Origin of the sequence: Brevundimonas sp. (genome assembly GCF_032017145.1) — a bacterium.
Lineage (GTDB): Bacteria > Pseudomonadota > Alphaproteobacteria > Caulobacterales > Caulobacteraceae > Brevundimonas.
The window spans coordinates 1-6,937 of the sequence record NZ_DALZQC010000140.1; the positions used below are offsets into that span (position 1 = coordinate 1).

The 6,937-nt window shown below is 68.8% G+C and carries 4 protein-coding genes and 2 pseudogenes; 4 read left to right on the top strand and 2 right to left on the bottom strand.

What is annotated here, in order from left to right:
- A pseudogene (locus RTU05_RS16315) lies at positions 1 to 413 on the bottom strand (N-acetylmuramoyl-L-alanine amidase); the annotation flags it as partial.
- 509 nt (positions 414 to 922) lie between these two features.
- On the opposite strand from RTU05_RS16315, the gene RTU05_RS16320 reads away from it, so the two are divergent.
- The 4 genes from RTU05_RS16320 to RTU05_RS16335 are packed head-to-tail and all read left to right on the top strand — an operon-like array spanning position 923 to position 6,463.
- Positions 923 to 3,625, top strand: coding sequence for an Rne/Rng family ribonuclease (locus RTU05_RS16320; RefSeq protein WP_312599385.1), 2,703 nt, complete (start codon positions 923 to 925; stop codon positions 3,623 to 3,625).
- Between the two features lie 59 nt (positions 3,626 to 3,684).
- A complete protein-coding gene (locus RTU05_RS16325; protein WP_312599386.1) occupies positions 3,685 to 5,085 on the top strand; it encodes a M48 family metalloprotease in 1,401 nt (466 codons plus the stop codon).
- A 21-nt stretch (positions 5,086 to 5,106) separates the two neighbouring features.
- Positions 5,107 to 5,898: a thioredoxin domain-containing protein gene (locus RTU05_RS16330; RefSeq protein ID WP_312599387.1), complete on the top strand. Its 792-nt coding sequence runs from the start codon at positions 5,107 to 5,109 to the stop codon at positions 5,896 to 5,898.
- Between the two features lie 7 nt (positions 5,899 to 5,905).
- On the top strand, positions 5,906 to 6,463 hold the full coding sequence (locus RTU05_RS16335) for a CDP-alcohol phosphatidyltransferase family protein (RefSeq protein WP_312599388.1): 558 nt from the start codon (positions 5,906 to 5,908) through the stop codon (positions 6,461 to 6,463).
- Here RTU05_RS16335 and RTU05_RS16340 read toward each other — a convergent pair.
- Positions 6,460 to 6,937 (bottom strand): annotated as a pseudogene (locus RTU05_RS16340) (hypothetical protein); the annotation flags it as partial. The gene RTU05_RS16335 and the pseudogene RTU05_RS16340 overlap by 4 nt on opposite strands.

Sequence of the window (6,937 nt, forward strand, 5' to 3'; positions counted from 1 at the left end):
GCCGCGACGGCGCCGCCCACCGCCTTCAGGTCGATGACATAGCGATAGTGGCTGACCCCGTCGCCGGGCGGCAGCAGGAAGCGCCGCTCGATCTCGCTGCCGCGCGCCAGCTCCAGCTGGAGGCGCGACGATCCGCCCGAGGCCGATACGGCGTAGGATCGCACCAGTCCCGATCCGTCCCCGTTCAGCCCCCGGCCCGGCGCCACACCGTTCAGCGCCAGGGTGACGCGCCCCTGCCCGCCGGCGTCCACCACCCGGCCCTGCGCCGCCTTTTCCAGATCGATGACCACGCGGGTCCGGTCGCCGTCGGCGCCGAAGCGCACGCTGAGCACATCGCCCTGGGCGCCCCAGGCAAAGCCGCGCGTGCCGAACAGACCCACGGCGCAGATGACCGCGAAGGCCAGGGCGGTCATCGCCCATTCCTTCGCGCCCCAGCGCATCAGACCTGTCAAAACGCGACCGCTCATTTGCGCCGGCGAACCTACTGAAAGCCTACTCTGCCCCCAGGATGCCAGACGCTCGTATTCAGGGGGTTAAGGCCGACGCCTTTTAATTCGCGAATTGCGTGACTATGCTGTGACCGCTCGCGAACCGATCGCGCCGATTTCGCCCCCTGCGAAGCCTGGCGCGCCCTCCTCGCGGCGATGACTTTCACCAATCCTAGAATCTCCCGGCATCGCCGAGGGTTCGAAGAGCGGACCAGGGACGCGGCCTTCCCAAGGGATTGGCGCGCCCGGTTCAGGACCGACGACTTCCATGGGCCTTAACGCCTGCGCACCCCAACGGCTTGATCAAGCCCGCTTCGCCGTTCTCGGCGAGGGGATGTCGCGCGCGCCGGCCCCTAGCTTCATTCGGCGAGCCGCCATGATCCGACCCGGTGTTCCGGGCCGGCCGGCCAGCGCGCGCCAGAGAGAGATATTCCATGTCAAAGACCATGCTGATCGACGCGGCCCACCCGGAGGAAACCCGGGTCGCCATCGTGGACGGGCGCCAGATTGAGGAATTCGATTTCGAATCCCGTGCGAAGCGCCAGCTTCGCGGCAACATCTACCTCGCCAAGGTCACGCGGGTAGAGCCCAGCCTTCAGGCCGCCTTCGTCGAATACGGCGGCAATCGCCACGGCTTCCTGGCCTTCAACGAAATCCACCCGGACTATTACCAGATTCCCGTCGCCGACCGCGAAGCCATCATGGCCGAGGCGCACGACGACGAGGACGAGGACGATCTGGATCGCGAATCGACCGGCGACGACATCGACCCGGAAGCCGCCCTGGCGGACGAAGAGCGGCTGAAGCGCCGCCTGATGCGTCGCTACAAGATCCAGGACGTGATCAAGCGCCGCCAGATTCTTCTGGTGCAGGTCGTCAAGGACGAACGCGGCGCCAAGGGCGCGGCCCTGACCACCTGGCTGTCGCTGGCCGGTCGCTACTGCGTGCTGATGCCCAACACGGGCAAGGGCGGCGGCATTTCCCGCAAGATCACCAACACCTCGGACCGTCGCCGCCTGAAGAGCGCGGTCGCTGCGCTCGACGTGCCGAAAGGCATGGGCCTGATCATCCGCACCGCCGGCGCCAAGCGCACCAAGGCCGAGATCAAGCGCGACTATCAATACCTGCTGCGCCTGTGGGAGACGATCCGCGAGACCACCCTGGCCTCTCACGCCCCCTCGGTGATCTACGAGGAAGAGAACCTGGTCCGCCGCGCCGTGCGCGACATGTTCGACAAGGACTTCGACGGCATCCAGGTCGAGGGCGTCGAGGGCTTCAAGGAAGCGCGCGACTTCATGCGCGTGCTGATGCCGGCCCAGGCCAGGAAGGTTCACCTGTATCGCGGCTCGCGGCCTCTGTTCGCGGCCAACGGCATCGAGGAACTGCTGACCCAGATCCACCAGCCGGTCGTGCCGCTGAAGTCGGGCGGCTATCTGGTCATCAACCAGACCGAGGCCCTGGTGGCCATCGACGTCAACTCCGGCCGCGCCACCAAGGAACGCAACGTCGAACAGACGGCGTTCAAGACCAATATGGAGGCGGCCGTCGAGGCCGCCCGCCAGCTGCGCCTGCGCGACCTGGCCGGCCTGGTCGTGATCGACTTCATCGACATGGACGAGGGCAAGAACAACCGCGCTGTCGAGAAGGTGCTGAAGGACGCCCTGTCGTCCGACCGCGCCCGCATCCAGATGGGCCGCATCTCGCCCTTCGGCCTGATGGAGATCAGCCGCCAACGCCGCCGCCTGGGCGTGATCGAAGGCGCCACCGAGGCCTGCCCCCACTGCCAAGGCACCGGCCGCATCCGCTCGGCCGAATCCGCCGCCCTGATGACCCTGCGCGCGGTCGATATCGAGGCCGGCAAGAACGGCGCAGGCGTCGTTGTGCTGAAGGTCTGCACCGCCGTCGGCCTGTATATACTGAACCACAAGCGCGCCTATCTGCAGGCCCTGCTGGAACGTCGCGGCCTGAACGTCATCGTCCAGATCGACCACAGCCTGGGTCAGGGCGAACACAGTATCGAGCGCACCGAGACCAACGAGGACTTCGTCGCGCCCGAGATCGAAATGCCCGATCTGGACGACGACTTCGACGCCTCGCTCTATGAGGACGAAGAGGACGACGAGGACGAGGAAGTCGTCGCCGACGACGAGGACGACGACGAGGACTCGCTGGAGCGCGAGGACACCGACGACGACGAACCACGCGAGCGGTCGGAGCGTCACGACGGAAACGGCCGCGGTCGCAACCGTCGCCGTCGTCGCGGCGGTCGGCGCGACGAGGAGGCCGTGGACGCCGTGTCCGCAGACGACGCCTCTGACGACGAGGAAGACGAGAACGGCCGTCGTCGCCGTCGCGGCCGTCGCGGCGGTCGCCGGATGCGCGAGGACGGAGAGCGCGACGTCTATACCTGGGTGCGCGGCCGCACGCCCTCGCTGGACGATCCCTATGTCTGGTTCGACCCGCTGAACCCCGGTCGCGGCGAAGGCCGCAGCGAGCGCCCTGAACGCGCCGGGCGTCCTGAAGCTGACGCTGGCGTCGAGCCTCTGAGTGCGACGGTTGATGAAGCCAATGCCGAAACCACGAACGAGGAAGGCGGCCGCTCGCGTCGCCGCCGTCGTCGCGGTCGAGGTCGTGGCGGCGAGGCCGGCGCGGCGCACGAGATCAAGGTCGAGAACCGCGCCACCAACGAAGGCATGCCGCCCGACGGCTCGCCCGACACCCCGATGGCGGTGATGGTCGAACCGACCGGCGAGACCATCGAGGCCGCCGCGCCGGCCCTTGCGCCCGAACCGCAACGTCGCCGCGTGCGTCGCAAGTCGGCCAGCGCCAACGTCGAGATCGCGACCGAGCCGCACCCCGACACGGCCATCGAGCCGAACGAGGCGACGGTGGAAGGCGAACCGGCCGATCTGGACGTGACCCCGCACGAGGCGCTGGTTTCGGAGACGGTCGAGATCGCCCCGGTCGAGCAGCCCGCCGCGCCTGCGCCGTCGCCGGTCGAGCCCTCGCCCGCCGTCCTGGCCGAACCCTTCGTCGCGCCCAAGCCCGAGATCGACGTCGAGGCCATCATCGCCGAGGATCCCAACCAGATCGTCGCACCGCCCGAAAAGCCCAAGCGCGGATGGTGGCGCCGCTGATCGGTCACGATTAGATTGTCAGGATGCAGGCGGGGGCCGGTCGCTATTGGAGTTCAGCCATGAGGTGGCTTCCCCGATCTGCATCCCGTCTTCTGGCGGCGGCGGCGACGGCCTTGATGGCCTTGTCCGTCGCCGGCCAGGCCGCCGCGCAGAGCCTGATCCGCGACACCGAGGTCGAGGGGATCGTGCGCGAATGGGCCGACCCGGTCTTCACGGCCATGGGGCTCAACCCGTCCGACATCCAGGTCCTGCTGGTCAATGACGACGAACTGAACGCCTTCGCCACGCGCGGGCGGATCATGGGCGTCAACACCGGCCTGATCCTACGCACCAAGACGCCCAACGAGCTGCTGGGCGTGATGGCGCACGAGGCTGGACACATCAAGAACCGCCACACCCTGCGCGACGGCGCCCAGAACGCCGGCAAACAGCCGATGTTCATGACCATGGCCCTGGGCGCCCTGGCCATCGCGGCGGGCGCGCCCGACGCGGGCGTGGCCTTGCTGGGATCCAGCCAGTATTTCGGCGCCCTGGGCGCCCTGCGCTACATGCAGGGTCAGGAGGGCGAGGCCGATCTGACCGGCGCGCGCGGCCTGGAGGCGGCCGGCGAATCCGGCGCGGGCCTGGTGTCCTTCTTCGACAACTTCCGCTCGCAGGAGGTCTTCTCCGACGCCCGGCGCTATCCCTATTTTCGCAGCCACCCCCTGTCGTCCCAGCGTATCGAGACCCTGCGTCGCTATGTGCAGGAACAGCCGCACTACGACCATCGCGACAGCCCCGAGCGGGTGGCCCAGCACGCCCTGATCCTGGCCAAGATCCACGCCTTCATGGACGCGCCCACCGCCACGCTGCGGGACTATCCGTCCACCGACGTCTCCCTGCCCGGCCGCTACGCCCGCGCCATCGCCTGGTATCGCGACGGCCAGACGGACAAGGCCCTGGCGGCCGTGGACGCCCTGATCGCCGGCGATGTCGCGAACCCCTATTTCCAGGAGCTGAAGGGCCAGATCCTGTTCGAGGAGGGCCGACCGGCCGAGGCCGTCGCCTCTCACCGCGAGGCCGTGCGGCTGAAGCCCGACGCCCCCCTGCTTCGCGTCAACCTGGCCCACGCCCTGATCGAAACCAATGACAAGGCCAATCTGGACGAGGCCATCGACCAGCTGAAACGCGCGGTCGTCGCCGAGAAGGACAACACCATGGCCTGGCGCCTGCTGGCCCAGGCCTACGCCGCCCAGGGCAAGGAGGGCGAGGCGCGCCTGGCCTCGGCCGAATACTATTTCGCGGGCGGCGACGAGAAACAGGCGACCCAGTTCGCCCTGCGCGCCCGGTCCATGCTGGACCCCGGCTCCATCGAATGGCGCCGGGCGGTGGACATCGTCCTGGCCTCGGGCGCCACGCCCGACGACCTGCGCGACCTGGACCAACGCGAGGCCGCCCGCCGGCCCACGACCCTGAACTGATTTTCCCGACTGCGAGTATCCATGACCGACGACGCCCCCGCGCCTGCACCCGAACCCCAAACCGCGCCCCAGCCCAGGACGGCGGGGCTGCTGAGCGGCGGGCGCGCCGGCTACATCGCCCTGGGCCTGTCGGTCGTCGCCTTGGGTCTGGCGGCCGCCCCCTATTTCACCGGCGGCTCCAACGTCCGCGCCTATCTGCTGGCCCACCCCGAGGTCTTGCAGGAGGCCAGCCAGGCGCTTCAGGCCAAGGAGGGCCAGGCCCGCGTAGACGAGACCAACGCCGCCGTCGCCGCCAACGCGGGCCTGTTGGCCCCCGACAGCCGCGACCCCGCCTTCGGTCCGGCGGACGCCAAGGTCACGGTGATCGAATTCTTCGACTTCCGCTGCCCCGGCTGCAAGGCCGTGGCCCATGACTACCGCGCCCTGATGGCCGCCCACCCCGAGGTTCGCTTCGTCTTCAAGGACTGGCCCATCCTGGACCGCGGAGACGACGTCACCTCGCAATACGCCGCCCGCGCCGCCCTGGCCGCGCATCAACAGGGCAAGTATCTGGAGGTGTACGACGCGCTGATGAACGAACGCGCCCTGACCCTTCAGTCCATCGACGCCATCCTGGCCGCGCATGGCGTGGACATGACCCGCGCCAAGGCGACCCTGGCCTCGCCCGAGACCACCCGCCACATCGCCGACATCCACACCACGGCCGCCGCCCTGCGCCTGCAAGGCACCCCCACCTTCTTCGTCAACGGCAAGGCCGCCGCCAGCATCGACCCTGCCGAGATCGGCAAGATGATCGAGGCCGCGAAGAAGTAGGCCCGCCATGCTGAACCGCCTGCCCTGGGCTCTGGTCGTCTTTCGGCTGCTGTGCGCGCCCGCGCTGGTCGGCCTGGCGATCATCGCGCCCCAGGCGGGCGGGGCGGCCGCGATCCTGCTGTCGCTGGCGGTGTTGTCCGACATCTTCGACGGCGTCATCGCGCGGCGGCTGAAGCTGGTCACCCCGACACTTCGACGCTGGGACGGTCGGGCGGACGTGATCTTCTGGTTGGGGGCCGCCTTGGCCCTGTGGCTGATGCATCCCGCCCTGGCGGCCGTGGTGGGGCCGCTGGCCTTGATCCTGCTCGTCTTGGAGATCGCCAACCACGCCGTCAGCTTCGCCCGCTTTCGGCGCGAGGCTTCTCCTCACCACTGGCTGTCCAAACTGTTCTGCCTGTGTCTGTGGGCGCTGTTCGTTCAGCTGTTCGTGTTTGGCCAGGCCAGTTGGCTGTTGTGGCTGACCTTCGGACTTGGCGTGCTGTCGCAGATCGAGGCCTTCGCCATCACGATGCGGCTGAAGACCTGGCGCTGCGACGTGCCGTCCGTGTTCGCCCGGGGGCGCTAAGCCTCGGCCAAGGTCATCTGCCCGCCGATCCATTCGACGCCCGCGTGGCGCAGGGCGTCGTTGGCGGCCGCCTCGTCGCCCATCGCCTGTTCGGCGCGATACAGGACGTAATAGCTGTAGGGATCGTTCGGCCAGTCCTTCAGCAGTTCGCCGACCTTGGCCTTGGCCCCCGCCGCATCGCCCGACGCCAGCAGGGCGGCCGCCAGGCTGCGGCGCGTCGGATACCAGATCATCGGCGGATCGCCGCCTTCGGGGTTCATCGCCTGGATTTGCGCGGCCCGGCCATAGGCGGCGATGGCGGCGGGATAGTCGGCCTCGATCATGGCCGCCCGCCCCTCCAGCACCTTCTGGAACAGTTCGGCGAAGCCGGTCTGGCGATCCGCCATCGGTCCCTTGAACGCCTTGTCGGCCAACAGCGCGGCGATGCCCGCCGCCTCGGTCCGCACCGCACGCGCGTCGCCGCGACGCGCCGCC

What these genes read in the sequence shown, in the direction of transcription:
- RTU05_RS16320 (WP_312599385.1), top strand. Translation starts at nt 923, where the DNA reads ATGTCAAAGACCATGCTGATCGACGCGGCCCACCCGGAGGAAACCCGG.
- RTU05_RS16325 (WP_312599386.1), top strand. Translation starts at nt 3,685, where the DNA reads ATGAGGTGGCTTCCCCGATCTGCATCCCGTCTTCTGGCGGCGGCGGCG.
- RTU05_RS16330 (WP_312599387.1), top strand. Translation starts at nt 5,107, where the DNA reads ATGACCGACGACGCCCCCGCGCCTGCACCCGAACCCCAAACCGCGCCC.
- RTU05_RS16335 (WP_312599388.1), top strand. Translation starts at nt 5,906, where the DNA reads ATGCTGAACCGCCTGCCCTGGGCTCTGGTCGTCTTTCGGCTGCTGTGC.